Origin of the sequence: Pantoea sp. Pa-EAmG (genome assembly GCF_030024295.1) — a bacterium.
GTDB lineage: Bacteria > Pseudomonadota > Gammaproteobacteria > Enterobacterales > Enterobacteriaceae > Pantoea > Pantoea dispersa.
Genome location: NZ_JASEWO010000052.1, coordinates 1 through 25,662, shown reverse-complemented (window position 1 = coordinate 25,662; position 25,662 = coordinate 1). Strand labels below are relative to the sequence as shown.

General features: G+C 58.8%; 20 protein-coding genes. 5 read left to right on the top strand and 15 right to left on the bottom strand.

The window, feature by feature from the left end:
• From eno to rlmD, 5 genes are all read right to left on the bottom strand, one after another.
• On the bottom strand, nt 1-1,000 hold a 1,000-nt coding region (gene eno / locus QMM04_RS09605; RefSeq protein ID WP_282996075.1), incomplete at its 3' end, for a phosphopyruvate hydratase.
• Between the two features lie 77 nt (nt 1,001-1,077).
• Nucleotides 1,078-2,715 carry a glutamine hydrolyzing CTP synthase gene (gene pyrG, locus QMM04_RS09600; RefSeq protein ID WP_021507363.1) on the bottom strand — a complete coding sequence of 546 codons (1,638 nt, stop codon included), beginning with the start codon at nt 2,713-2,715 and terminating at the stop codon, nt 1,078-1,080.
• A 259-nt stretch (nt 2,716-2,974) separates the two neighbouring features.
• A complete protein-coding gene (mazG, locus tag QMM04_RS09595; protein ID WP_125310165.1) occupies nt 2,975-3,757 on the bottom strand; it encodes a nucleoside triphosphate pyrophosphohydrolase in 783 nt (260 codons plus the stop codon).
• A 109-nt stretch (nt 3,758-3,866) separates the two neighbouring features.
• Nucleotides 3,867-6,101, bottom strand: coding sequence for a GTP diphosphokinase (relA, locus tag QMM04_RS09590; protein ID WP_282996074.1), 2,235 nt, complete (start codon nt 6,099-6,101; stop codon nt 3,867-3,869).
• Nucleotides 6,102-6,133: 32 nt separating this feature from the next.
• Nucleotides 6,134-7,450, bottom strand: coding sequence for a 23S rRNA (uracil(1939)-C(5))-methyltransferase RlmD (gene rlmD / locus QMM04_RS09585; RefSeq protein WP_282996073.1), 1,317 nt, complete (start codon nt 7,448-7,450; stop codon nt 6,134-6,136).
• A gap of 90 nt (nt 7,451-7,540) precedes the next feature.
• Between rlmD and barA the strand changes: the two genes are divergently transcribed.
• The gene (gene barA / locus QMM04_RS09580; protein WP_150059300.1) at nt 7,541-10,270 is read left to right on the top strand and encodes a two-component sensor histidine kinase BarA; all 2,730 of its coding nucleotides are present in this window, start codon (nt 7,541-7,543) and stop codon (nt 10,268-10,270) included.
• Between the two features lie 173 nt (nt 10,271-10,443).
• On the opposite strand, the gene QMM04_RS09575 is transcribed toward barA, so the two are convergent.
• From QMM04_RS09575 to QMM04_RS09550, 6 genes are all read right to left on the bottom strand, one after another.
• Complete coding sequence (locus QMM04_RS09575; protein ID WP_058757043.1) at nt 10,444-11,583, bottom strand: glycerate kinase; 1,140 nt, start codon at nt 11,581-11,583, stop codon at nt 10,444-10,446.
• 85 nt (nt 11,584-11,668) lie between these two features.
• Nucleotides 11,669-12,553, bottom strand: a complete 885-nt coding sequence (gene garR, locus QMM04_RS09570; RefSeq protein ID WP_058771604.1) for a 2-hydroxy-3-oxopropionate reductase — start codon at nt 12,551-12,553, stop codon at nt 11,669-11,671.
• A gap of 19 nt (nt 12,554-12,572) precedes the next feature.
• Entirely contained in the window at nt 12,573-13,340 is a 768-nt protein-coding gene (gene garL, locus QMM04_RS09565; protein ID WP_021507370.1) for a 2-dehydro-3-deoxyglucarate aldolase, read from the bottom strand.
• Nucleotides 13,341-13,392: 52 nt separating this feature from the next.
• A complete protein-coding gene (gene gudD / locus QMM04_RS09560; protein WP_040679678.1) occupies nt 13,393-14,724 on the bottom strand; it encodes a glucarate dehydratase in 1,332 nt (443 codons plus the stop codon).
• Between the two features lie 10 nt (nt 14,725-14,734).
• Nucleotides 14,735-16,081: an enolase C-terminal domain-like protein gene (locus QMM04_RS09555; protein WP_282996072.1), complete on the bottom strand. Its 1,347-nt coding sequence runs from the start codon at nt 16,079-16,081 to the stop codon at nt 14,735-14,737.
• 10 nt (nt 16,082-16,091) lie between these two features.
• On the bottom strand, nt 16,092-17,438 hold the full coding sequence (locus QMM04_RS09550) for an MFS transporter (RefSeq protein ID WP_058771607.1): 1,347 nt from the start codon (nt 17,436-17,438) through the stop codon (nt 16,092-16,094).
• 507 nt (nt 17,439-17,945) lie between these two features.
• Between QMM04_RS09550 and garD the strand changes: the two genes are divergently transcribed.
• A complete protein-coding gene (gene garD, locus QMM04_RS09545; RefSeq protein ID WP_058757048.1) occupies nt 17,946-19,505 on the top strand; it encodes a galactarate dehydratase in 1,560 nt (519 codons plus the stop codon).
• Between the two features lie 125 nt (nt 19,506-19,630).
• Here the strand turns inward: garD and QMM04_RS09540 are convergent, their stop codons facing one another.
• From QMM04_RS09540 to syd, 4 genes are all read right to left on the bottom strand, one after another.
• On the bottom strand, nt 19,631-20,077 hold the full coding sequence (locus tag QMM04_RS09540) for a flavodoxin (protein ID WP_132467001.1): 447 nt from the start codon (nt 20,075-20,077) through the stop codon (nt 19,631-19,633).
• Between the two features lie 12 nt (nt 20,078-20,089).
• Entirely contained in the window at nt 20,090-20,869 is a 780-nt protein-coding gene (gene truC, locus QMM04_RS09535) for a tRNA pseudouridine(65) synthase TruC (protein WP_282996071.1), read from the bottom strand.
• Nucleotides 20,869-21,195, bottom strand: coding sequence for a YqcC family protein (locus QMM04_RS09530; RefSeq protein WP_282996070.1), 327 nt, complete (start codon nt 21,193-21,195; stop codon nt 20,869-20,871). Before QMM04_RS09530 ends, truC begins: the two co-directional genes overlap by 1 nt.
• Nucleotides 21,196-21,783: 588 nt before the next feature.
• Nucleotides 21,784-22,332, bottom strand: a complete 549-nt coding sequence (syd, locus tag QMM04_RS09525) for a SecY-interacting protein (protein WP_059010890.1) — start codon at nt 22,330-22,332, stop codon at nt 21,784-21,786.
• A 62-nt stretch (nt 22,333-22,394) separates the two neighbouring features.
• Between syd and queF the strand changes: the two genes are divergently transcribed.
• The 3 genes from queF to xni all read left to right on the top strand — a co-directional run bounded on the left by queF (nt 22,395) and on the right by xni (nt 25,597).
• Nucleotides 22,395-23,240: an NADPH-dependent 7-cyano-7-deazaguanine reductase QueF gene (gene queF / locus QMM04_RS09520; protein ID WP_058757052.1), complete on the top strand. Its 846-nt coding sequence runs from the start codon at nt 22,395-22,397 to the stop codon at nt 23,238-23,240.
• 186 nt (nt 23,241-23,426) lie between these two features.
• On the top strand, nt 23,427-24,791 hold the full coding sequence (gene ppnN, locus QMM04_RS09515) for a nucleotide 5'-monophosphate nucleosidase PpnN (protein ID WP_282996069.1): 1,365 nt from the start codon (nt 23,427-23,429) through the stop codon (nt 24,789-24,791).
• 38 nt (nt 24,792-24,829) lie between these two features.
• Entirely contained in the window at nt 24,830-25,597 is a 768-nt protein-coding gene (xni, locus tag QMM04_RS09510; protein ID WP_282996068.1) for a flap endonuclease Xni, read from the top strand.
• Nucleotides 25,598-25,662: the final 65 nt, after the last annotated feature.

The window sequence follows — 25,662 nt, the reverse complement described above, 5'->3', positions numbered from 1 at the left end:
CTTTATCGATACCTTCTTTCAGGATCTTGGTGTTGGTCACGAACAGGTCGTCACCTACCAGCTGAATTTTGTCGCCCAGCACTTTGGTCTGGTAAGCGAAGCCGTTCCAGTCAGACTCATCCAGACCGTCTTCGATAGAAACGATTGGGTACTGTTTGGTCAGGTCTTCCAGGAAGTGGGTGAACTCTTCAGAAGTGAAGGCTTTGTTGCCTTCACCAGCCAGCACATATTTGCCGTCTTTGTAGAATTCAGATGCTGCACAGTCCATCGCCAGGGTGATGTCTTTGCCCAGCTCGTAGCCTGCTGCTTTAACAGCTTCGGCGATAACGGCCAGCGCTTCGGCGTTTGAACCCAGGTTTGGCGCGTAGCCACCTTCGTCACCTACCGCGGTGTTCATGCCTTTGGCTTTCAGAACTTTAGCCAGGTGATGGAACACTTCAGAACCCATACGGATGGCTTCTTTCACGGTTTTCGCGCCAACCGGCTGAATCATGAACTCCTGGATATCAACGTTGTTATCCGCGTGCTCACCACCGTTGATGATGTTCATCATTGGCAGTGGCATAGAGTATTTGCCCGGGGTGCCGTTCAGTTCTGCAATGTGTGCGTACAGTGGCAGACCTTTAGAGGCTGCTGCTGCTTTCGCTGCTGCCAGAGAAACCGCCAGAATGGCGTTTGCACCGAAGTTGGATTTGTTGTCAGTACCGTCCAGCTCGATCATGATCTTATCGATGTTCGCCTGGTCTTTGGCATCTTTACCGGTTACCGCAGCAGCGATAGGACCGTTAACAGCTGCAACCGCTTTGGTTACACCTTTGCCCAGGAAACGAGATTTGTCACCGTCACGCAGCTCCAGTGCTTCGCGAGAACCGGTTGAAGCACCTGATGGCGCAGCAGCCAGACCAACGAAACCGCCTTCCAGATGCACTTCTGCTTCTACAGTCGGGTTGCCACGGGAGTCGATGATTTCGCGACCGATGACTTTTACGATTTTGGACATTCGATTTTCCTCAGTACAAGTTAGTCAATCCTAAGACAAACAACGCGCGAAAAGTTCGCGCGCTGTTCGTTAAACTCTTACTTCGCTAACCGCTTCTGGTGCTCCTGCGCGGCTTTAACAAAGCCAGCGAACAGCGGATGACCATCACGCGGGGTCGACGTGAATTCCGGGTGGAACTGGCAGGCTACAAACCATGGATGATTCGGGATCTCAATGATCTCCACCAGTTGATCGTCGCCGGAACGGCCTGCAATGTGCAGACCCGCCGCTTCAATCTGCTTCAGCAGCAGATTGTTTACTTCGTAACGGTGGCGGTGACGCTCAGTAATGACGTCAGAGCCGTACAGCTGGCGCACTTTGCTTTCCGGCGTCAGCTGGCACTGCTGGCTTCCCAGACGCATGGTGCCGCCCAGATCGCTCTGCTCGGTACGCTGTTCAACGTTACCGTTTTCATCGCGCCATTCGGTGATTAACGCAACCACCGGGTACTTACAGTCTGGCACAAATTCAGTGGAGTTGGCGCCTTCCATCCCGGCCACGTTGCGCGCGAATTCCATCAGCGCAATCTGCATGCCAAGGCAAATGCCGAGGTACGGAATGTTGTTTTCACGCGCGTATTGCGCGGTCAGCAATTTCCCTTCCACCCCGCGGTAACCGAAGCCACCAGGAATCAGGATAGCATCAAGATCTTTCAGAATTTCGACGCCGCGCGTTTCCACATCCTGCGAATCGATCAGCTTGATGTTCACGGTGACGCGATTTTTCAGGCCGCCGTGCTTCAGCGCTTCAATCACGGATTTATAGGCATCCGGCAGTTCGACATATTTGCCGACCATACCGATGGTGACTTCGCCGCCCGGATTGGCTTCTTCGTAAATCACCTGCTCCCACTCGGCCAGATTGGCTTCCGGCGCGCTCAGGTTGAAACGCTTGCAGATGTAATCATCCAGACCCTGCGATTTCAGCAGGCCCGGGATCTTGTAGATCGAATCAACGTCTTTCAGCGAGATAACCGCTTTTTCCGGCACGTTACAGAACAGGGCGATCTTCGCGCGCTCGTTAGCGGGCACCGCGCGGTCTGAACGGCAAATCAGCACGTCAGGCTGAATACCAATCGACAGCAGCTCTTTAACCGAGTGCTGGGTTGGCTTGGTTTTCACTTCACCCGCCGCCGCCATGTAAGGCACCAGCGTCAGGTGCATATACATGGTGTGTTCACGGCCAACATCGACCGCCATCTGGCGAATCGCTTCCAGGAACGGCAGGGATTCGATATCGCCCACGGTTCCGCCGATTTCCACCAGCACGACGTCATGACCTTCGCCACCTTCAATGATGCGCTCTTTGATGGCGTTAGTGATGTGTGGGATGACCTGAATGGTCGCGCCCAGATAGTCGCCGCGACGCTCTTTGCGCAGCACTTCTGAGTAGATACGGCCGGTAGTAAAGTTGTTGCGGCGCGACATTTTGGTACGGATGAAGCGCTCGTAGTGACCTAAATCCAGATCGGTCTCGGCCCCGTCATCGGTGACGAACACTTCACCGTGCTGCGTAGGGCTCATGGTACCCGGATCGACGTTGATATACGGATCGAGTTTCATGATGGTCACATTCAGACCACGTGCTTCAAGGATGGCTGCGAGGGAGGCTGCGGCAATGCCTTTGCCCAGAGAGGAAACGACCCCGCCGGTCACAAAAATATAATTCGTTGTCATGCTGAACCTGAGAGTTTAGGTTTAAAGACGGTGGAATAACCAGGACGGGAAAACAGTATACCCGAAGTCGTCCGCAGCCACAATTGATGAATCACACCATCCTCCTCGCATTACAGCCTGTAACATAGCGGAGAGTGCCGGGTGAAATGTTGACGTACGTCACAAAGTTGCCGACTGGCTGAATCGAGTAAGCTCAGGCGGTGATTTTATGCGCAGCGCTGGAATAATCACCTGCGCTGCGCGGTGAGGCTGAAGAAGGTTATTCGCCGGCTTTAACCTGCTGCCAGGCGGCTTCCATCTGCGCCAGCGTAGCCTGTTCCATGCTCAGCCCCTGGGCCTGAATAATATTCTCTACCTGACGGAAGCGGCGCTCGAACTTGTCATTGGCCTTCTGCAACGCGGTTTCCGCTTTGCTGCCGAGATGGCGTGACAGATTGACGGTAGCGAACAGCAGATCGCCAATCTCCTCTTCCAGCTTGTCGCTGTCCACCACCGCCTGCTGGGCTTCATGCATCACTTCGTCGATCTCTTCATGCACTTTATCCAGCACCGGCCCGAGGCTGTCCCAGTCGAAGCCTACGCTGTGACAGCGCTTCTGGATTTTATAAGCGCGCATCAGCGCCGGCAGCGCTTTCGGGATATCGTCCAGCACCGAATGCTGAGACTTCTCCGCACGCTCACGCTGCTTGATCGCCTCCCAGTTTTTCAGCACTTCGGCCGTGGAATCGACCTGGACTTCGCCGAAGATGTGCGGATGGCGACGCTCCAGTTTGTCACTGATGGCGTTGCAGATGTCATCGAAGTTGAAACGCTGCTGCTCCTCGGCCATGCGGGCGTAAAACACCACCTGAAACAGCAGATCGCCCAGTTCGCCGCGCAGATCGTCAAAGTCTTCGCGCTGGATGGCGTCGATAACTTCATAGGTCTCTTCCAGCGTGTACGGCGCAATAGAGGCAAAGGTCTGCTGGCGATCCCACGGGCAGCCGCGCACCGGATCGCGCAGGGTTTGCATGATGGTGAGCAGGCGGTTTAAAGCAGTCATGAAAGTCCCCGGAACAACAAGATAAAAAGCCGCCATTAATGGCGACCCTGCAGGGTAATTACGCGGTTTTGCCCGGGTGCGCATTGCTGCGCACCGGTCTCAGCAGGGCTTAATGTAAGCGGCGCGCATCGATAATATCCGGCACCTGATTAAGGCGCGCCAGCACGCGACCCAGCACCTGCTGGTTATAAATCTCGATATCCATATCGATGGTGGCGAGCTGCTTTTTGGTGTCGCTGCGGCTGGACACGCCCAGCACGTTGACCTTTTCATTGGCCAGAATGGTGGTGATGTCGCGCAGCAGCCCGCTGCGATCGTTGGCCGTCACGCGTACCACCAGCGAATAACCGCTGGAGTAACTTTCGCCCCACACCGCATCGACAATCCGTTCCGGCGCATGCGAAATCAGTTCGCTGAGCTGATCGCAGTCGGCGCGGTGAATCGAAATGCCGCGCCCCTGGGTAATAAACCCGACAATATCGTCGCCCGGAATCGGCTGGCAGCAGCGCGCAATGTGGTGTAGCAGATTGCCGACACCCTCCACCACCACGCGGCCACTCTCTTTGCGCGCCGACGACGGCTGATGCGATTTCTGCGTCAGCTGACGCAGCGCCTCGCGATCTTCCTCTTCAGCGCTCGGCTTGTTGAGCTTCGCCTGCAGGAAGTTAACCATCTGGTTAAGACGGATATCCCCGCCGCCAATCATCGCCAGCAGCTCATCCTGTGAGCTGACGTTATAACGCGGCAGCAGCAGCTTCTCGGCTTCGCGCATGCTGATATCCAGCTGGCCCAGCTCGCTATCCAGAATCTGCCGGCCGGCCGCGATATTTTTGTCGCGATCCTGTTTACGGAACCACGCATGAATCTTCGAGCGCCCGCGGCTGGTGGTGATGTAGCCGAGGTTAGGGTTCAGCCAGTCGCGGCTCGGGTTCGGCTGCTTCTGGGTGATCACCTCAATCTGATCGCCCATCTGCAGCTGATAGGTAAAGGGCACGATACGGCCGCCAATTTTGGCACCGATGCAGCGATGACCAATATCACTGTGAATGTGGTAGGCAAAGTCGAGCGGCGTGGAACCGGCCGGCAAATCGACCACGTCGCCCTTTGGCGTAAACACGTAAACGCGGTCATCAAATACCTGGCTGCGCACCTCTTCCAGCATCTCGCCGGAATCCGCCATCTCTTCCTGCCAGGTAATCAGTTTACGCAGCCAGGCGATGCGCTCTTCGTGCCCTGCGGCACCGCGCGCGTTGCTGGCCGTCGGTCCTTCTTTGTACTTCCAGTGTGCCGCGACGCCCAGTTCAGCGTCCTCGTGCATCTGGCGGGTACGGATCTGAATCTCGACCGTTTTGCCCTGCGGTCCCAGCACCACGGTATGAATCGACTGATAGCCGTTTGGCTTGGGATTGGCGACGTAATCGTCGAACTCGCTAGGCAGATGACGATACAGCGTGTGGACGGTGCCGAGCGCGCCGTAGCAGTCCTGCAGGCGTTCAGCGACGATGCGCACTGCGCGCACGTCGAACAGCTCATCAAACGCCAGCGACTTCTTCTGCATTTTGCGCCAGATGCTGTAGATATGCTTGGGACGGCCGTAAACTTCTGCGCGCACGCCCTCTTTTTGCATCTCTTTACGCAGGTTATCGACGAAGTTATCAATGTATTGTTCACGATCGATGCGGCGTTCGTGCAGCAGTTTGGCGATGCGTTTGTATTCGTCAGGATGCAGGTAGCGGAAGCAGTAATCTTCCAGCTCCCATTTGAGCTGGCCGATCCCGAGACGGTTGGCCAGCGGCGCATAAATGTTGGTGCTCTCTTTCGCCGCCAGCACGCGCTCATCTTCTGGCGCATCTTTCATCTCGCGCAGATGGGCAATACGTTCTGCCAGCTTGATGACCACGCAGCGGAAATCTTCCACCATCGCCAGCAGCATGCGGCGCACGTTATCCACCTGCTCCGAGGCCATCGAGTCGTTGTGAATGGCTTTCAGCTGGCGGATGGCATCCATATCGCGCACGCCGTGCACCAGCGAGACGATGCTTTTGCCAAAGGCCTTTTCCAGATCCTCTTCGCTCACCACGCCCGCATTGGCCAGCGGGAACAGCAGCGCGGCGCGCAGACTGTCGATGTCCATACTGAGCATGGTGAGAATTTCCACCATCTCAATACCGCGCCACAGCAGCAGAGCCTGATCTGGATGGTCGTGCGTTTCGGCTTCACAGTAGCGCCACGCATCCGCCAGTTTCTGGCAGGATTGCGGATTATTAATATTTAAACTGGCGATCCACTGGTCAAGGGCAAACTCCCCTTCCGTATTTAAATGCGCACTTCTAACCGCAACCATATCCTCTCCTGCCATAACGACGAAAACGCCGCTTATGTTTTGCTAAACAGCACCATGGATTCGAGATGGCTGGTATGTGGGAACATATCCAGCATCGCGACCCTTTCCAAATGGTAGCCCGCCGACAGTAATGCCTGACTGTCGCGCGCAAGTGTTGTTGGGTTACAGGAAACATAGACCACGCGTTGCGGCGCAAGTTTAACGATATGCGACATCACGCCCGCGGCCCCGGCACGCGCCGGATCCAGTAACACCTTATTAAATCCCTGCGCCGCCCAGGGCTGGCGCGAGACATCTTCCTCTAAATTGTGCTGGAAGAAGCAGACATTTCTGAGATTGTTAAGCTGAGCATTATACTCTGCCTGGCGCACTAATGCTGCAACGCCCTCCACACCCACCGCATTTTGTACGAACTTTCCTAGCGGCAATGTGAAGTTGCCCATGCCGCAGAACAGATCGAGCACCCGATCGTCCGGCTGCAGATCCAGCCAGGCAATCGCCTGTGCCACCATCTGCTGATTCACGCCATCGTTGACCTGAATGAAATCCTGCGGGCTAAAGGTTAGCTGCAAATCAAACGAGCGATAGTAAGGCTGCTCCGCGCCGAGCGCCTGCAGCGCGTCACTGCCGTCCGCCAGCCAGATCATCAGCCGGTGCTCATGCGAAAAACGTTCCAGTTTTGTCCGGTCCGCAGCGGAGAGCGCATCAAGATGGCGCAGCACCATTAGCGGACCGTTATCCGCCAGCACCAGTTCCACATGCCCCAGCCGTTTCGCTGCGTGCAGGCTGCTGAGACAGTGGTGCAGCGGCTGCAGCAGCGCCTCAAGCTCGGGCACCAAAACGGGGCATTGCGTCACATCAATCAGATCGTTACTGCCCGCCAGACGGAAGCCCATCTGCAGGCGCTGCTGCTTCGACAGCCACTGCAAACCGAGACGCGCGCGCCGGCGATAGCCCCAGGGCGCAGCGCTGATGATCTCATCCACCTGCACCGGCAGCGCCGCTTCCTGACTCAGCATGCGGCCCAGCGCCCGCGCTTTGCTCTCCTGCTGCAGCGCCACGGACACGTGCTGCTGCTGGCAGCCGCCGCACACGCCGAAATGGATGCAGCGCGGTTGCTGGCGCTGCGGGCTCGGTTGTGTAATCTTTTTGGCTTTGCCGCGCGCAAACTGACGCTTATCTTCGGTCAGGATCACCTCGGCCTGTTCGCCGGGCAGCGCGCCGCTGACAAACAGCGTTTTACCGTTATGGCGCGCCACGCCCTGACCGAAGGGATCGAGCTCGTCAATGGTGACGCTGAGACGTTGCTTCGTCGTCACGCGCTGTTTTGCGGAGTAAAATTGCGCCATAGTATTGTGAATTCTCAGTTTTCATTAGGTGTGCAGCCGTACGTGGTTTTTGCACAGGGATAAAATGCCAGGAGTCGCCAGGCCACAATTATGACCAAATACAGCCTGCGGGCGCGAATGATGATTCTGATACTGGCGCCGACGCTGATGATTGGCCTGCTGCTCAGTACCTTCTTCGTGGTGCACCGCTACAACGAACTGCAGCACCAGGTGCGCGATGCCGGCGCTAACATTATCGAACCGCTGGCGGTGTCGAGCGAGTACGGCATGACGTGGCATAATCGTGATGCGATTCGCGAGCTGGTCAGCCTGCTGCATCGCCGTCATTCCGATATTGTCCGTGCCATTACGGTTTTCGACAACAACAATCACATCTACGTCAGCTCCAATAACAACCAGAACCTCGCGCTGCTGCAAAAAGCCGATATTTCCACGCTGGCGGATGGCGTGTCGGTGGAGCGGCACGGCAACCTGATGGTGCTGCGCACGCCAATCATCTCTGAACGCTATTCGGTGGACGAACTGCCGGGTGAGGACGCCAAGCCGGCAGGCAATCCGCTGGGTTATGTGGCGATTGAGCTGGATCTGCAGTCGGTGCGGCTGGAGCAGTACAAAGAGGTGTTTGTCGCCACTCTGCTGCTGCTGTTTTGCCTGTGCATCGCCATGCTGTTTGCCTATCGACTGATGCGCGACGTCACCGGCCCGATTCGCAACATGGTTACCACCGTGGACCGCATCCGGCGTGGCCAGCTCGACAGTCGCGTGGATGGCTATATGCTGGGCGAACTGAGCATCCTGAAAAACGGCATCAACGCCATGGCGATGTCACTCACCGCCTACCATGAAGAGATGCAGCAGAACATCGACCAGGCAACCTACGATCTGCGCGAAACGCTCGAGCAGCTGGAGATTCAGAACGTCGAGCTGGACCTGGCGAAAAAGCGCGCCCAGGAAGCGGCACGCATCAAGTCGGAGTTTCTCGCCAATATGTCGCACGAGCTGCGCACGCCGCTCAATGGCGTGATTGGCTTTACCCGCCAGATGCTGAAAACCGGGCTGAGCACCAACCAGCGTGATTACATGAGCACCATTGAGCGTTCGGCCAATAACCTGCTGAGCATCATTAACGACGTGCTCGATTTCTCCAAACTGGAAGCCGGTAAGCTGGTGCTGGAGTCGATCCCGTTCCCGCTGCGCGCCACGCTGGATGAAACGCTGGTGCTGCTGGCGCCGTCCGCGCATGAGAAAGGCCTCGAGATCACTGTGTGCCTGGAGAAACAGGTGCCGGATAATGTGATTGGCGATCCGCTGCGTCTGCAGCAAATTCTGATCAACCTGATTGGCAACGCCATCAAATTCACCGAGCGCGGCCACATTGATCTGCGCGTCGAGCTGCGTCATCTCAGCATCACACGGGCGGAACTGGAGATTCAGGTGCACGATACCGGCATCGGTATCTCTGAGCAGCAGCAGTCGCAGCTGTTCCAGGCATTTCGTCAGGCGGACGCCAGTATTTCGCGCCGTCACGGCGGTACCGGTCTTGGCCTGGTGATTACGCAGAAACTGGTACACGAAATGGGCGGTGAGATCGCCTTCCACAGCCGGCAGAATCAGGGCTCCACCTTCTGGGTACAGGTACATCTGGATCTCAATCCTAACGCACCGGCGATTCCACGCATGCTGGACGATCTGCACGCCACGCCGCTGGCTTATATCGAACCCCATCCGGCGGTGGCGAAAGCGGTTCAGGAGATGCTGAGCATTACGCCTCTGCAGGTGCAGCACTTTGCCAGCCTTGACGATCTGCCCGACGCCCATTTCCCGCTGCTGCTGATGGGGCTGCCGGTCAGCGATCCGCATCCGGCTACGCTGTCCGATGCGCTGATTGCCCGCCTGCGCGCACACGCCGACTCGGTGCTGCTGGCGCTGCCGAGCGAAATGATGCTGTTCGCCGATGATTTGCGCGCGCGCGGTATCGCCGGCTGCATTGCCAAACCGGTGTCGCTGACGCGATTGCTGCCGATGCTGCTCGATCTCAACATGCGTCATAGCGACGCCGCCCCGCGCGGCGTAAGACAGCCGCTGACGGTGATGGCGGTGGATGATAATCCGGCCAACCTGAAGCTGATCGGCGCATTGCTGGAGGAGCAGGTCCAGAACATCATTCTGTGCGACAACGCCAGTCAGGCGATTCACCAGGCGCGGCAGCAGCGGCTGGACGTGATTCTGATGGATATTCAGATGCCAGACATCGACGGCATCCGCGCCAGCGAGATCATCCGCAGCCTGCCACAGCACGCCAGCACGCCGATTGTCGCGGTCACGGCGCATGCGCTGGATGGCGAACGTGAGCAGTTGATCGCCGCCGGCATGAATGACTATCTCGCCAAGCCGATTGATGAGGACAAGCTGAAGCAGCTGCTGCAGCGCTATGCGCCGGGCAGCGTGGCGAGCGCGGTGCGACAACCGGCGATCGCGCCCTCACTCGACTGGGCGCTGGCGCTGCGCCAGGCGGCGAATAAAGCCGAGCTGGCGCGCGATCTGCTGCAGATGCTGCTGGATTTTCTGCCGGAAGTGGAGCAGCGCGTGGCGCAATGTATGGCGCAGAATGACGTCGATGGGCTGCGCGAGATTATTCACAAGCTGCACGGCAGCGCCAGCTACAGCGGCGTGCCGCGGCTGAAACAGCTGTGTCAGCAGCTGGAGAAGAGTCTGCATCAGGAGAGCGATATCGCAGCGCTTGAACCAGAGCTGCTGGAGCTGAGCGACGAGATGGCGAATGTAGCGCGCGAAGCGCGTCAGGTGCTGGGCGTGGTGTAGTGAGGGTTATGGGTTGTGTGCTGGGCCCTCACCCTAACCCTCTCCCGGCGGGAGAGGGAACCGTCCGGTGCGATCCAGAGGAACAGCGCGAAATCCAAATCCGTGCACCATCAGCCCCCTCTCCCGCCTGCGGGAGAGGGCTGGGGTGAGGGGAAAACCGCACCGCCTCCCCCTTACAACCCCTGCCCCACCTTGATCGTGGCAGCGACGTTCCTTGCCGTCAGGCGGACATTCTGCGCGGCATTGGCCAGCGCCTCTTCCAGCGAACAGATACCCGACAGCACGCTGTACACCGCGTCGATCCCGTGCTGATGCACCACACCGACATCCGCCGTCAGGCTGCCGGCAATACCGATCACCGGCTTATTGAACTGCTTCGCCACCTGCGCCACGCCAACCGGCACTTTGCCGTTGACTGACTGACTGTCGATGCGCCCTTCACCGGTAATCACCAGATCGGCATCCTGCACCTGCTGCGCCAGCCCCAGCGCTTCGGTAACAATCTCAATGCCGCGCCGCAGTTCCGCGTGGCAAAACGCATGCAGCGCCGCGCCCATGCCGCCGGCTGCACCACCGCCGGCGATGTGCAGCACATCAATATCCAGATCGCGCTGAATAATCGCGGCGTAATGGCCGAGCGCGGCATCCAGCTGCTGCACCAGCTGCGGCGTGGCCCCCTTCTGCGGGCCAAAAATCGCCGACGCCCCCTCTTCGCCAATCAGCGGATTGGTCACGTCGCACGCCACTTCAATGCGGCACTGCAGCAGGCGCGGATCCAGATCGGCGATCTCAATCTTCGCCAGCTGCGGCAGGGCCCCACCGCCATAGCCAATCCCGCTGCCGTCGCTGTCCAGCAGCCGGGCACCGAGCGCCTGCACCATGCCGGCACCGCCGTCGTTAGTGGCGCTGCCGCCGATGCCGATGATGATGTGATCGACGCCGCGATCCAGCGCGTTTTTGATCAGTTCACCGGTACCGTAGGAGGTGGTGATCAGCGGATCGCGCTGTGCCGCAGGCACCAGCTCCAGCCCGCTGGCCGCCGCCATCTCAATAAAGGCGGTACGCGCATCACCGGATAATCCGTAAAACGCGTCGACCGGCTCGCCGAGCGGCCCGGTCACCGTCAGTCTGACGATGTTGCCCTGGGTTGCCGCCACCATTGCTTCAACCGTGCCTTCTCCGCCGTCGGCGACCGGTATTTTGACATAGTCAGCGGCGGGGAAAATTTCGCGAAATCCCGCTTCTATCGCGGTAGCCACTTCCAGGGCGGACAAACTCTCTTTGTATGAATCCGGTGCGATGACAATTTTCATAGGCAATCCGAGCGCGGTAGGTGACGGAAATCCGTCTGGCTTAGGCAGTACAGCGTCCGGCATCCGCAGACACCGGACGCGGGCACTACCGGGTGATCTCAACTTTGGCTAATTTTTCATAATAGCAAGCCAGCGCGCTATGATCGGACGTACCCTGCCCGTCGACTTTTAGCGCCTGCATCATCTCCATCACCGCTGCGGTCAGCGGCAGATGTGCGCCAATGCCGTGTGAGGTATCAAGCGCATTGGCTAAGTCCTTGATATGCAAATCGATACGGAAGCCAGGCTTAAAGTTGCGATCCAGCACCATGGGCGCTTTGGCATCCAGCACGGTGCTGCCCGCCAGACCGCCGCGAATCGCCTGGTAAACCAGTTCCGGATTGACGCCGGCTTTGGTGGCCAGCGACAGCGCTTCTGACATCGCGGCAATGTTGAGCGCCACAATCACCTGGTTGGCCAGTTTAGTGACGTTGCCCGCGCCGATATCGCCGGTGTGCACCACCGAACCGGCCATCGCCTTAAGAACATCGTAGCACTGATCAAACAGCGCTTTATCGCCGCCGACCATCACCGACAGCGTGCCTTCAATCGCTTTTGGCTCACCGCCGCTCACCGGCGCATCCAGCATTCTGATGCCTTTTTCTGCCAGCGCATCATGCACTTCGCGGCTGGCCAGCGGCGCGATGGAGCTCATGTCGATCACCACCAGCCCCGGCTTCGCCCCTTCGATGATGCCGTTCTCGCCCAGACACACCTCTTTCACCTGCGGTGAGTTCGGCACCATGGTGATCACCACGTCAACCTGCGCGGCCAGCTCTTTCGGCGTTTTCGCCACGGTGGCACCCAGCTCCACCAGTTCGGCTTCGTTGCTGGCGTTGTGGTCGCGCACCACCAGGGTGTAACCGGCTTTCACCAGGTTTTTACTCATCGGTTTGCCCATGATGCCGAGGCCGATAAATCCAATTTTCATTGCCTTTCCCCTTCGTCAGTTACTGCTTAAATTTGTCGCACAGCGCCTGCGTGGCGTGGCGGAAAACACCGAGATCGCTGCCGACGGCAACAAAGCTGGCGCCCCATTCGAGATAACGGCGTGCGTCAGCCTCCACCGGCGCCAGAATCCCGCTCGGCTTACCGGCAGCTTTGGCGCGCTCAAGGATGTAACGGATCACTTTCAGCACTTCCGGATGCGCCGGCTGGCCGAGATAGCCCAGCGCCGCTGACAGATCGCCCGGGCCGACAAAGATGCCGTCTACGCCGTCCACCGCCGCGATGGCGTCAATGTTGTCCACCGCCTGCTGAGTTTCGATTTGCACCAGCACGGTGATGTTGTCATTGATGGTGGCGTTGTAGTCCGCCAGCGTGCCGTACATGTTGCTGCGATGCGAAACCGACACGCCGCGAATACCGGCTGGCGGATAGCGGGTCGATGCCACCGCGCGCGCCGCCTCTTCTGCGGTTTCCACGAAAGGAATCAGGAAGTTATAGAAGCCAATATCCAGCAGACGCTTGATGATGATCGGCTCATTGCACGGCGGTCGCACCACCGGCGCGCTCGGGCTGCCTTTGAGCGCCATCAGCTGCGGAATAAAGGTGGTGATGTCGTTCGGCGCGTGTTCGCCGTCCAGCACCAGCCAGTCAAAGCCCGCCAGCCCCAGCACTTCCGTGGTGAGAGGATTGGCAAGGGCGCACCAGCTGCCAATCAGGGTTTCCCCTGCCAGCAAACGACGACGAAAAGGGTTGGGCCAGGCATTGCTCATGATCTCTACTCCTGTTATTTAGCACCACCGCCCGCGGGCGCGCGGAATAAAATCAGCGCACCAGGCACGGACGCTTGTTATCAAATGTCCAGTTCGGCACGAGGAACTGCATCGCCTGCGCATCGTCGCGCGCGCCCAGTCCATGCTGCTGATACAGCGCATGGGCCTGCATCACCTGATCCATGTCCAGTTCGACGCCAAGGCCCGGCTTCTGCGGCACCTGCACCATGCCGCCCTTGATCTGCAACGGCTCTTTGGTCAGGCGCTGATTGCCCTCCTGCCAGATCCAGTGGGTGTCGATGGCGGTAATGGCGCCCGGTGCGGCGGCGGCCACATGGGTGAACATCGCCAGCGAAACATCGAAATGGTTGTTGGAGTGCGAACCCCAGGTCAGGCCGAAGTCATGACACATCTGCGCCACGCGCACCGAGCCCTGCATGGTCCAGAAGTGCGGATCGGCCAGCGGAATATCGACCGACTGCAGCGACAGCGTGTGGCCCATCTGGCGCCAGTCGGTGGCGATCATATTGGTGGCGGTAGGCAGACCGGTGGCGCGCCGGAACTCGGCCATCACTTCACGTCCGGAGTAACCCTGTTCAGCGCCGCACGGATCTTCTGCATAAGCCAGCACGCCTTTCAGCTGTTTACCGAGCAGGATGGCCTCATTCAGCGACCAGGCCCCGTTGGGATCAAGCGTCACGCGCGCCTGCGGGAAACGCTTCGCCAGTGCGGTTACCGCTTCGGCCTCTTCTCCGCCGCGCAGTACGCCGCCTTTTAGTTTGAAATCGTTAAAGCCATATTTTTCATAGGCGGCTTCTGCCAGGCGCACCACCGCGTCCGGCGTCAGGGCTTCCTCATGCCGCAGGCGATACCAGTCGCACGGATCATCGGTCTGGCTCTGATACGGCAGTGACGTTTTGCGGCGATCGCCGACGTAAAACAGGTAGCCGAGCATCTCGACGCGGTCACGCTGCTGTCCTTCGCCCAGCAGCGACGCCACGTTGACGCCCAGATGCTGGCCGAGCAGATCCAGCAGCGCCGCTTCGATGCCGGTCACCACGTGAATGGTGGTGCGCAGGTCAAAGGTCTGATTGCCACGCCCGCTGGCATCGCGATCGGCAAAGGTGGTGCGCACCAGGGTGAGGATATTTTTGTACTCGCCGACGGTTTTTCCGGTTACGAGCGCCGCCGCATCTTCCAGCGTCTGACGAATTTTCTCGCCGCCGGGGATCTCGCCCACGCCCGTGTGGCCGGCGTTATCTTTCACAATCACGATATTGCGGGTAAAAAACGGCGCGTGGGCACCGCTCAGATTCAGCAGCATGCTGTCGTAACCGGCCACCGGAATGACCTGCATTGCTGTAATTTTCGGGGTGTGACTCATTTCCTGCTCCTTATGCATGGCGGCGTCCAAAAGCCGGACGCTTGCGGTCGAACGACCATCCGGGAACCAGATATTGCATTGCCGTGGCGTCATTACGTGCGCCTGCCGGCAGCGATTGATACAGGGCGTTAGCCTCGCGCAGGCGATCCCAGTCCAGTTCAACGCCGAGGCCGGGTTTGTCCGGCACAGCAATTTTGCCGTTGCGGATCTGCAGCGGCTCTTTGGTCAGGCGCTGATCGCCCTCCTGCCAAATCCAGTGGGTATCGATGGCGGTCGGTTTACCCGGTGCCGCTGCGCCGACGTGGGTAAACATCGCCAGCGAAATGTCGAAGTGATTATTGGAGTGGCAGCCCCAGGTCAGCCCCCACTCATCACACAGCTGCGCCACGCGTACCGCGCCGCTCAGCGTCCAGAAGTGCGGGTCGGCCAGCGGAATATCGACCGCGTTGAGCATCACCGCGTGGTTCATCTCCCGCCAGTTGGTGGCGATCATATTGGTGGCGACCGGCAGACCGGTGGCGCGGCGAAACTCGGCCATGACTTCGCGCCCGGAATATCCCTGCTCGGCACCGCACGGATCTTCGGCATAGGTCAGCACCTCGTGCAGGCCTTTGCACAGCGCGATGGCTTCATCCAGATGCCAGGCGCCGTTGGGATCGACGGTGATGCGCGCGTTCGGGAAACGCTGCTTCAGTGCCACCGCCGAGGCAATCTCCTGCTCGCCCGGCAGCACGCCGCCTTTGAGTTTGAAATCTTTGAAGCCGTACCTGTCCTGCGCCGCTTCGGCTAAGCGCACCACCGCGTCCGGCGTCAGCGCCTCCTGGTGGCGCAGGTGATACCAGTCGTGACCGGCCGCGTCGCCGCTCTGATACGGCAAATCAGTTTTACGCCGATCGCCAATGTAAAACAGGTAGCCCAGCACCGTGACCTCATCGCGTTGCTGACCCGGCCCCAGCAGCTCGGCCACCGGCACGCCGAGGCACTGGCCGAGCAGGTCGAGCAGCGCCGCTTCCAGCGCCGCCACTGCATTGACCCGCAGCTCAAACGTCCAGGCACCGTTGCCGAAGGTATCGAAATCCGCCGACTGGTTGCCTTTATGCACCTGCTGCACCAGCCGGTTCATGCGCGCCACCTGCTGCCCTTTCACCTGCGGTATTGCCGCGACCAGCGTCTCATAGATGGTTTCACCGCCCGGCGCTTCGCCGACGCCGGTGTGGCCGGCGCTGTCGGTCAGCACCACGATATTGCGGGTGAAGCAGGCGCTGTGCGCGCCGCCGATGTTGAGCAGCATGCTGTCGTAACCCGCCACCGGAACCACCTGCATGTCGGTAATCACCGGGGAACTTTGCGTATTCATATTCGGTTCCTTATGACCGGGGTTTGAGTTCGACACGTTTGATATCGCCGGTTATCACCAGGAAGCTGAACGCCGCCACAAACGCATGGATGCCGACATAAATCAGCGCCCCTTCAAACGAACCGCTGGTGGCGATGATGTAACCAATGGCAATCGGCGTGACGATGCCAGAGAAGTTACCGAACATATTGAACAGGCCGCCGCTCAGGCCGCTGATCTCTTTAGGTGCGGTATCGGCCATCACCGCCCAGCCCAGCGCACCAATGCCTTTACCAAAGAACGCCAGCGCCATAAACAGCACCACCACCCATTCGGTTTCGGTGTAGTTACACATCACCATGCTGATGGAGAGCAGCATGCCGATGACGATTGGGGTTTTACGCGCGATGTTCAGCGAGCCGGTTTTACGCATCAGATAATCTGAAATCACGCCGCCCAGCACGCCGCCGAGGAAGCCGCAGATGGCGGGAATCGAGGCGATCATGCCGGCTTTAAGAATCGACATACCGCGCGCCTGCACCAGATACACCGGGAACCAGGTAATAAAGAAGTAGGTCAGGGCATTAACGCAGTACTGACCGAGATAGATCCCCCACATCATGCGGGTGGAGAGCAGTTGCTTAATTTGGAACCACTTCTCATCCCAGCTCACTTTACGCTCGGCTTTCTTCGCATCCATGTTGATCAGCGCACCGCCCTGCTCCATGTACTCCAGCTCGGCTTTGTTCACGCCAGGGTGATCGTTCGGGTCATGAATCACTTTCAGCCAGATAAAGCTGAGAATGATGCCCAGCCCGCCCATGAACCAGAACACGTGCGCCCAGCCCACCTCGGCCACCAGCCAGCCCATGATTGGTGCGAAAATCACCGTGGCGAAGTACTGGGCGGAGTTAAAGATGGCGACGGCGGTACCGCGCTCCTGCGCCGGGAACCAGGCAGCAACAATACGGCTGTTACCCGGGAAAGACGGCGCTTCCGCCAGTCCCACCATGAAGCGCAGCAGGAACAGCGACACCACAATGCCGAAGCCGCTAAAGATGTCGACAAAGCCCTGCAGCAGGGTAAACAGCGACCACAGGAAGATGCTCCAGAAATAGACGCGTTTGGAGCCGAAGCGGTCCAGCAGCCAGCCGCCAGGAATCTGACCAATAACGTACGCCCACGAGAAGGCGGAGAAGATGTAGCCGAGGCCGACGGAATCGAGACCGATCTCCTTCGACATCGCCGAACCGGCAATCGAAATGGTGGCCCGGTCACCGTAGTTGAACGAGGTGACGATAAATAACATCACCACAATCCAGTAACGGGCGTTGGTGCGCTTCTGCACCGCTGCCGCTGTCTGGCTGTAACTATTCATGATGCACTCCTGAAATATAGCGAACGCTACATTCACTCTGACTGCATACACATCGCGTTGGGTATCAGAATGATGTCGGGTTAAACACGGCGATTGTTGTTATGGCAAAACGATGATGCGTCGTGACGAATAACCAAACGTCGAAGAACGGCAATCAGTATAGGAACAGCATCGCCGCGAAACACTGGAGGAACGCCCGAGGATAATCATCAATCCGGCACGATTTTCTGGCATTTGCCCATAACGCTGCGGCGTGGCTCACGGAACCCGCTATCCAGCCGCCAGATTGCTGCAAAAGTGAACAGCAAGCGTACGCTTTGTGAGGCTCTTCACTTGCGTTTGGTAAAACGAACCAAACTGCGCGCCGATCGCGGCACAAAGCCAGTCAGTTGCACAATGCGCGGGTGAATACCCCTGCTTATACTGAGGCTGGCAAATAACGATGATGTGACGGACGTGATTTCAACCGCACCGCTATGACCGGTGCGACGAACCGGAAGGTGAGCAATGAACCGACCTCTGACAGACAAACCGCGCTACATTAAAGTGCACGACGCCGATAACGTGGCGATAGTGGTCAACGATCAGGGATTGCCCGCAGGCAGCCGCTTTGATGACGGTCTGCAACTGACTGAGCATGTGCCGCAGGGGCACAAAGTGGCGCTGAGCGATATCGCCCTGCATGGCGACATCGTGCGTTACGGTGAAGTGATTGGCACAGCGCTGCGCCCGATTGCGCGCGGCAGCTGGATTGAGGAGTCGCTGGTGGCGCTGCCCGCCGCCCCACCGCTGGCCAGCCTGCCGCTGGCAACCAACGTGCCGCCCCCCCTGCCGCCGCTGGACGGCTACACCTTTGAAGGCTATCGCAACGCCGACGGCAGCGTCGGCACGCGCAATCTGCTCGGCATCACCACCAGCGTGCACTGCGTGGCGGGCGTGGTGGATTACGTGGTGCAGCTGATTGAGCGCGATCTGCTGCCGCGCTACAGCAACGTCGATGGGGTGGTGGCGCTCAACCATTTATATGGCTGCGGCGTGGCGATCAACGCACCGGCGGCGGTGGTGCCGATTCGTACCATTCACAACCTTGCGCTGAATCCTAATTTTGGCGGCGAAGTGATGGTGGTGAGCCTCGGCTGCGAGAAATTACAGCCGGAGCGCCTGCTCACCGGTACACCGGACGTACAGGCCATTTCGCTGGATGAGCGCGATATCGTGCGCCTGCAGGATGAGCGTCACGTGGGCTTTGGCGCGATGGTCGATGAAATTCTGCAGGTGGCCGAGCGCCATCTGAAAAAACTCAACCAGCGTCAGCGCGAAACCTGCCCGGCGTCAGCGCTGGTGGTCGGCACCCAGTGCGGCGGCAGCGATGCGTTTTCCGGCGTGACGGCCAATCCGGCGGTTGGCTTTGCCTCGGATCTGCTGGTGCGCTGTGGTGCGACGGTGATGTTCTCGGAAGTGACCGAGGTACGCGATGCGATCCATCTGCTGACGCCGCGTGTGGTAAACGAAGCGGTGGGCAAACGGCTGCTGGAGGAGATGGCGTGGTACGACGATTATCTGAGCCAGGGGCAAACCGACCGCAGCGCGAATCCGTCGCCGGGCAATAAAAAAGGTGGCCTGGCCAATGTGGTAGAAAAAGCGCTGGGCTCAATTGCTAAATCCGGCCGCAGCCCGATTGTCGAAGTGCTGTCACCCGGACAGCGCCCGACGCAGCGCGGGTTGATTTACGCCGCCACGCCGGCCAGCGATTTTGTCTGTGGCACCCAGCAGATGGCTTCCGGCATTACGCTGCAGGTGTTCACCACCGGGCGCGGCACGCCTTACGGTCTGGCGGCAATTCCGGTGATCAAAATGGCGACGCGCAGCGCGCTGGCGAACCGCTGGCATGACCTGATGGACATCAATGCCGGCACCATCGCGACGGGTGAAGAGAGTATTGAACAGGTCGGCTGGCGGCTGTTTGAGCTGATTCTGGATATCGCCAGCGGACGTAAACAGACGTGGTCAGATCGCTGGGGAATCCGTAATCAGCTGGCGGTATTCAATCCGGCACCGGTGACGTGATGTGTGCACACCTGGCGGAAGAGGAAGCGGTTCGGGTGAACCGTTAAGGTTAATCCCTGCAGCCCCCGCGCGCACAGGCTGTTCCCTCTCCCGCCTGCGGGAGAGGGTTAGGGTGAGGGCCTGATTTACAACAACTTACCCCAGCTCTCCACCCACGGCGTGGTCACTGACTCGGGCTCCGGATTTTCCGTCGCATCTACCAGCAGCACCTCGCCAATACGCTGCGCCTGCTGCTCCTGCAGCGTGGCATCAAAAGTCTTTCCTGCTCCACAGAAATGGTCGTAACTGCTGTCGCCTAAAGCAATCACGCCATAGCGTAGCTCAGGCTGATAGCCCAGCTCATCGCGCACCTGCACATACAGCCGCGCGATATTGTCCGGAAAATCGCCCTGCCCGGTGGTCGAGGTAACAATTAACGCGACCTCATTGCTGTAAGCCTGCCAGTCGGCCAGTGACGGATCTTCAAACACCTTCACCTCATGCCCCTGCGCTTCCAGCACCGGCTGCGCCTCTTCGGCAACCAGCAGCGCGTTGCCGTACACCGTACCTGTAAAAATGCCAATCTTTGCCATTTTGCCGCTCCTTTATTCTGTCGGCTTATCCTGGACTGCCTCAGCGGCAAACTCAACCCTCGGCACCTCGGACAGTTGCTGCTGCCAGCCAAACGGGTGCAGCATCTGCTGCCAGACACGATCCAGCCCGGCGCGAATCACCAGCGGTTCGCCGGTCACCGGATGCGTTAGCGTCAGCGCACTGGCGTGCAGCATCAGTCGATCCATGCCAAAGTGGGCTGCGGCACCGCGGTTCTGCCGCAGATCGCCGTGCGAGCTGTCACCAATAATCGGATGACGCAGGTGCGCCATATGGCGTCGCAGCTGATGCTTGCGCCCGGTGTGCGGCGACAGCTCAACCAGCGTATAACGTGCGCTGGGGTACTTGCCGATAGCCACCGGCAGTTCCGCCTGCGCCAGCGCGCGATAATCGGTGACCGCCGGCTGCGGCGCGCGCGGTTCCGTGACAAACTTGTCCGCAATTTTATCCAGCTCTTCCACCAGCGGATAATCCAGCGTTGCGCTACCGTCCAGCCAGCCGCGCACCACTGCGTGATAGGTCTTCTGTATCTGATGCTGTTCAAACTGCTGCGCCAGCAGCCGCCCGATTTCGCTGGAGAGCCCCATCAGCAGCACGCCAGACGTGGGACGATCGAGGCGATGCGCGGTAAATACGTGCTGACCAATCTGATCGCGCACCGTCTGCATCACCACCACTTTCTCTTTGCGATCGAGCCAGCTGCGGTGCACCAGCCAGCCCGCCGGTTTATTCACCGCAACCAGCCATGCATCCTGATAAATGATCTCCAGCATCAGGCGTCCGGCGGCGCAAACAGCGCATCAAGCTGGCTGAGCGTCAGCAGCAGCGCTGCATGGCCCGGCGTGGTGGGCGGCAGGGCCATCTCATAATAAGGCGTAACGGCGAAGTTTTGCGGCAGCGCGGCGCCGGCGCCAAGCAGCGCCTGCATGCGCGGCAGCAGGACCCACTGCAGCCATTCGAGCGGCTGCAGGGTATCGAGACAGAAAGGTTGCGTGCTATTAAAGGCTTCCGCCGCCGGGGCGTGCGTCTGCCAGTGGCCGTGTTCGCGCATCACCGCTTCGACCTGCTGCAGCCGCTGAATAATCAGGTGCGTCGACATACGCTACCTCCGCGTCAAAAAGGGGCGGCAAGCATATCATTAGTGGGTGCGCGCGCAAAAACGGCATAAAAAAAGGGAGCACTGTGATTACAGTGCTCCCGGTTCGTTTGCAGCATTCCCGCCACCGCTGTGCTCCCTGCTCATCCATGACAACTGTTCCTGCGCTTTCCGTCGCCTGTCATCGTGACATTGGTCCTTAGCATCCTGGCCCGCCACATCCCGCGTGGCTCTCATTCTCCATCCTGGAGGTGTCCTTTACTCACTCCGGAGTGTCCTGCTTCATCCTGAAGCCTTCCCTGTGACGTAAACTCCGTTACGTTCCTGCCGCCTGGCTGACATTCTCCTGAACGTCTCTCAATCCGTGGCTTCCTGCCAGTGGTGACTATTCTGGCAGAAACCATCGCAATAACAAGTCAGTAAGCGCCGTTAAACGATTAAGCCATGTCTGTATTTTCGGATTGATGCCATAACTGCATGATTCACAATATTTTTACATTGCGGACTTCCGGAAGTCTGCGCAATGATCTGGCGATCTCGCACAACAGTTGTGAGAGATCTCTTACAAAGGCTGCGAGAAAAGTCTGCAACTCACGAACTAACCGGTTGTAAAGCATTAAGAAATGTCTGAATATCCACCGCCAGTTTCTGCCGTTTTTTCGTTCCCGGCTGCTCCACAATCACCTCACCGGTCAGATTACACACCGCGATAACATCCTGCTCCGAATCTGTAGTGGCGATAAACAACGTCGGGCTCTGTTTCAGACGGCGCTTCATCACCAGATGACCAATCAGGTTCTCCTGCAGGCGGGTAAAATCGTCCTCGCTCCACACCTGCAGCAGCGTCAGCGGCTGCTGTGCAAACTGCGCGTGCATGTCGCCGGCAAATTGCGTGGTGTAGAACGTGGTGAGGTCCGGCTGCAGCTGAATATCCAGCGCGCGCTCAACGGCTGCCAGCGAGGCTGGCAGGGTAAAGTCCTGCGGCTGCCACAGGACACGCTCATCCAGTTCACTGATGATGCAGGGCGACGGCACGCCGTACAGCTCTGCGCTGGCGGGAAAATGGCCGTGCTGCTGCTGCCAGTGCGCTACATAACGGGCGGTAAAATCGCGCAGGGCTTCTGCGGTTTGCTGCATCATTCATCTTCTCGCTGGTGATCGGTTACACTGACTCCCTTTGATGGATTTTAGTGGTAACCGTTATGTCTTCTGAAAACCGGGATACGGCGCTGAGCGGCCTGACTTTGGGTAAGCCCACCGCGTATGTTGATCGCTACGATAACACGCTGCTGCAGGCGGTGCCGCGCAGCCTGAATCGCGAGCCGCTCGGGCTTTATCCCGATAACCTGCCGTTCCACGGCGCAGATATCTGGACGCTGTATGAACTCTCCTGGCTAAACAGCAAAGGCGTACCGCAGGTCGCGGTCGGCGAAGTAGTGCTAAGCGCCGACAGCGTGAATCTGATCGAGTCCAAAAGCTTCAAACTCTATCTTAACAGCTTTAACCAGACGATTTTCGCCGACTGGGGCGCCGTGCGGCAAACGCTGGAGCGCGATCTCAGCGCCTGCGCTAACGGCCAGGTCAGCGTGGCGCTGTTTCGCCTGAGCGAAGTGGAAGGTCAGCCGATCGGGCACTTCGCTGGCGATGTCATCGACGAGCAGGATATCACCATCAGCGATTACGGCTTTAACGCTGATTACCTCGCCAGCGCAACGGGCAGCGAAGTGGTTGAAGAGACGCTGGTCAGCCATCTGCTGAAATCGAACTGTCTGATCACCAATCAGCCGGACTGGGGCTCGGTGATGATTCGCTATCAGGGCCCGCGTATCGATCGCGAAGCGCTGCTGCGCTATCTGATTTCGTTCCGCCAGCACAATGAGTTTCACGAGCAGTGCGTCGAGCGTATTTTTAACGATATTCAGCGCTTTTGTCAGCCAGCAGCATTAACCGTCTACGCGCGCTACACGCGGCGCGGCGGGCTGGATATCAATCCGTGGCGCAGCAATGTCCCCTTCACGCCGGGCTACTCCCGCCTGGTGCGCCAGTAGCAGATTGCGAGATGTCTCGCAGGCCGCCGCACGGATGCGCGGTTCCACTTGAGCATTCGCGGCCGACAACGGTACTCTGGTACAGGCGCGAGGGCGACAGCGTGCTTACCGAAGGATTTTCGTCACTGCGCTCAACGGGTTAAGCGCAGCGTCATCAGTCACGCATTTGCGTGTAAAGGAGTTCTCTTGATTACACATATCAGCCCGCTTGGCTCAATGGATCTGCTCTCCCAGCTGGAAGTCGACATGCTGAAGCGTACTGCCAGCAGCGATCTCTACCAGCTGTTTCGCAACTGTTCGCTGGCGGTACTCAACTCCGGCAGCCAGACCGACAGTAGCCACGAACTGCTTTCCCGCTTCGAAAACTTTGACATCAACGTGCTGCGCCGCGAGCGCGGCGTGAAACTGGAGCTGATCAACCCGCCGGAAGAGGCGTTTGTTGACGGCCGGATTATCCGTTCGCTGCAGGCGAACCTGTTTGCCGTACTGCGCGACATTCTGTTTGTTAACGGTCAGCTCTCGGCGGCGGATCGTTTACAAAATCAGGACGTCACCGACTCCGCGCACATCACCAACCAGGTGTTCTCCATTCTGCGCAATGCGCGCGCGCTGCACGTGGGCGAATATCCCAACACTGTGGTGTGCTGGGGCGGTCACTCCATCAACGCGGTCGAATATCAATATTGCCGCAATGTCGGGACCCAGATGGGCCTGCGCGAACTGAACATCTGTACCGGCTGTGGTCCGGGCGTGATGGAAGCGCCGATGAAAGGGGCAGCGGTAGGCCATGCACAGCAGCGCTATCACGACAGCCGGTTTATCGGCCTGACCGAACCGTCGATCATCGCTGCGGAGCCACCTAACCCGCTGGTGAATGAACTGATCATCATGCCGGATATCGAAAAGCGTCTGGAAGCCTTTGTGCGCATCGCGCACGGCATCGTGATCTTCCCGGGCGGCGTGGGCACGGCAGAAGAGCTGTTGTATCTGCTGGGCATTCTGATGAATCCGCAGAACAGCGATCAGGTCCTGCCGCTGATCCTCACCGGGCCAAAAGAGAGCGCCGATTACTTCCGCGTGCTGGATGATTTCATCGTTAATACGCTGGGTGAAGCCGCGCGCCGGCATTACAAAATCATCATTGATGATGCTGCGGAAGTGGCGCGTGTGATGAAGAAAGCCATGCCGCAGGTGAAAGAGTACCGCCGCGAAACCGGCGATGCCTACAGCTTCAACTGGTCGATTCGCATTGCGCCGGATCTGCAGGTACCGTTCCTGCCGACCCACGAAAATATGGCCAACCTCAAGCTGTTCCCGAATCAGCCAGCAGAAAAACTGGCGGCGGATCTGCGGCGTGCCTTCTCGGGCATCGTGGCCGGTAACGTCAAAGAGATGGGGATCCGCGAAATCCGGGAAAAAGGTCCGTATCAGCTGCAAGGCGATGCCGATCTGATGCACCGTATGGACGAACTGCTGCAGGGCTTCGTCGCGCAGCAGCGCATGAAGCTGCCCGGCAGCGCTTACATCCCCTGCTACGAAATCATCAAATAACCCATCAGGAAGGCAGCTTGCGGGCTGCCGGTATCACTATGTCGCTTCATCTGCTTATTATCGACGCGCTCAATCTGATCCGCCGCCTGCACGCGGTGCAGGGTTCGCCCTGTCGCGAGGCCTGCGTGGCGGCGCTGCATCAGCTGCTGGGTCACACGCGGCCAACGCACGTGGTGGCGGTGTTTGACAGCCATGACCGACAGCCTGGCTGGCGTCATCAGTTATTGCCGGATTACAAAGCGGGTCGCCCGCCGATGCCGGACGATTTACAGCAGGAGATGGCCTCGCTGCAGGCGGCCTTTGAGGCCAGCGGTGTCAGTTGCTGGGTTGCCGAACAGGATGAAGCGGACGATCTGGCCGCGACGCTGGCAGTGAAGATGGCCGAAGCCGGTCATCAGGCCACCATCGTTTCCACCGATAAAGGTTACTGTCAGCTGCTGGCGCCGAGCATCCGCATCCGCGATTATTTTCAGAAGCGCTGGCTGGACGTGCCGTTTATCGAACAGGAGTTCGGCGTCGCGCCGGCCCAGCTGGCGGATTACTGGGGCTTATGCGGTATCAGCAGCAGCAAAATTCCAGGCGTGCCCGGCATCGGGCCGAAAAGCGCACGGGAACTGCTGCTGCAGTTTGGTTCGCTCGAGGCGCTGTATCAGCAGCTGGATCAGCTACCTGAGAAGTGGCAGAAGAAGTTACGCGATCACCGCGCGATCGCGGAGGTGTGCCGACAGGTGTCAACCCTGAAGCGGGATTTGGTGTTGCAGGGGAATTTAAATACGCTGCGGTATCAGGGTCCGGCGCGTCATTGAGGTCGCCATGAATGGCGCCCCTTATATCCCGATCATTCTCCTCCGGGTATGATGATCCCCGACTG

What these genes read in the sequence shown, in the direction of transcription:
- QMM04_RS09575 (WP_058757043.1), bottom strand. Translation starts at nt 11,583, where the DNA reads ATGAAAATTGTCATCGCACCGGATTCATACAAAGAGAGTTTGTCCGCC.
- QMM04_RS09555 (WP_282996072.1), bottom strand. Translation starts at nt 16,081, where the DNA reads ATGAATACGCAAAGTTCCCCGGTGATTACCGACATGCAGGTGGTTCCG.
- garL (WP_021507370.1), bottom strand. Translation starts at nt 13,340, where the DNA reads ATGAGCAATGCCTGGCCCAACCCTTTTCGTCGTCGTTTGCTGGCAGGG.
- pyrG (WP_021507363.1), bottom strand. Translation starts at nt 2,715, where the DNA reads ATGACAACGAATTATATTTTTGTGACCGGCGGGGTCGTTTCCTCTCTG.
- QMM04_RS09530 (WP_282996070.1), bottom strand. Translation starts at nt 21,195, where the DNA reads ATGTCGACGCACCTGATTATTCAGCGGCTGCAGCAGGTCGAAGCGGTG.
- QMM04_RS09550 (WP_058771607.1), bottom strand. Translation starts at nt 17,438, where the DNA reads ATGAATAGTTACAGCCAGACAGCGGCAGCGGTGCAGAAGCGCACCAAC.
- truC (WP_282996071.1), bottom strand. Translation starts at nt 20,869, where the DNA reads ATGCTGGAGATCATTTATCAGGATGCATGGCTGGTTGCGGTGAATAAA.
- syd (WP_059010890.1), bottom strand. Translation starts at nt 22,332, where the DNA reads ATGATGCAGCAAACCGCAGAAGCCCTGCGCGATTTTACCGCCCGTTAT.
- QMM04_RS09540 (WP_132467001.1), bottom strand. Translation starts at nt 20,077, where the DNA reads ATGGCAAAGATTGGCATTTTTACAGGTACGGTGTACGGCAACGCGCTG.
- relA (WP_282996074.1), bottom strand. Translation starts at nt 6,101, where the DNA reads ATGGTTGCGGTTAGAAGTGCGCATTTAAATACGGAAGGGGAGTTTGCC.
- xni (WP_282996068.1), top strand. Translation starts at nt 24,830, where the DNA reads ATGTCGCTTCATCTGCTTATTATCGACGCGCTCAATCTGATCCGCCGC.
- garR (WP_058771604.1), bottom strand. Translation starts at nt 12,553, where the DNA reads ATGAAAATTGGATTTATCGGCCTCGGCATCATGGGCAAACCGATGAGT.
- rlmD (WP_282996073.1), bottom strand. Translation starts at nt 7,450, where the DNA reads ATGGCGCAATTTTACTCCGCAAAACAGCGCGTGACGACGAAGCAACGT.
- garD (WP_058757048.1), top strand. Translation starts at nt 17,946, where the DNA reads ATGAACCGACCTCTGACAGACAAACCGCGCTACATTAAAGTGCACGAC.
- barA (WP_150059300.1), top strand. Translation starts at nt 7,541, where the DNA reads ATGACCAAATACAGCCTGCGGGCGCGAATGATGATTCTGATACTGGCG.
- gudD (WP_040679678.1), bottom strand. Translation starts at nt 14,724, where the DNA reads ATGAGTCACACCCCGAAAATTACAGCAATGCAGGTCATTCCGGTGGCC.
- mazG (WP_125310165.1), bottom strand. Translation starts at nt 3,757, where the DNA reads ATGACTGCTTTAAACCGCCTGCTCACCATCATGCAAACCCTGCGCGAT.
- queF (WP_058757052.1), top strand. Translation starts at nt 22,395, where the DNA reads ATGTCTTCTGAAAACCGGGATACGGCGCTGAGCGGCCTGACTTTGGGT.